Annotated in this window: 1 protein-coding gene; it reads left to right on the forward strand. The window is 56.0% G+C overall.

The window, feature by feature from the left end:
- Positions 1-160 precede the first annotated feature (160 nt).
- The coding region (locus tag AC1DRJ_RS31980) for an OprD family outer membrane porin (RefSeq protein ID WP_477805609.1) at positions 161-550 on the forward strand (390 nt) is incomplete at its 3' end.

Here is a 550-nt window from a genome sequence, read left to right on the forward strand (position 1 = left end):
ATAGAATCTCCCACAGGGTTTTTCAATATCCGACCCAGTATCACAAGGTCTTCGTATAACTTCTGATTGACAAGCCCTCAGACCCTCGCAAATAATCCCCGCCAATGTTGTACGACGACGTATAACGAATAAAAACAAAAAGAAACACGGGAGCGTCACTGTGAGCAAGCTCGTCCGCAATTCCTCCGCCTGCACCCCGCGTCAGATTTTCAAACGCCGTCATACCCTGAGCCTCATTGGTTGCAGCGGGCTGTTCCTTGCCCTGCCGATGACCGGCCATGCCGAAGGTTTCACCGACGACGCCAAGGCCACGCTCAACCTGCGTAACTTCTACATCAACCGCAATTTCACCAACCCGACCAACCCTCAAAGCAAGGCCGAGGAGTGGACCCAGAGCTTCATCCTCGACACCAAGTCCGGGTTCACTCAAGGTCCGGTGGGTTTTGGCGTCGATGCGCTGGGCCTGTTGTCGATCAAACTCGATGGCGGTAAAGGCACGCGCGGCACCGGGCTGCTGCCGGTTGGCAGCGACGGCGACCCAGTCGATGAC

This window comes from Pseudomonas sp. P5_B2 (genome assembly GCF_056400445.1).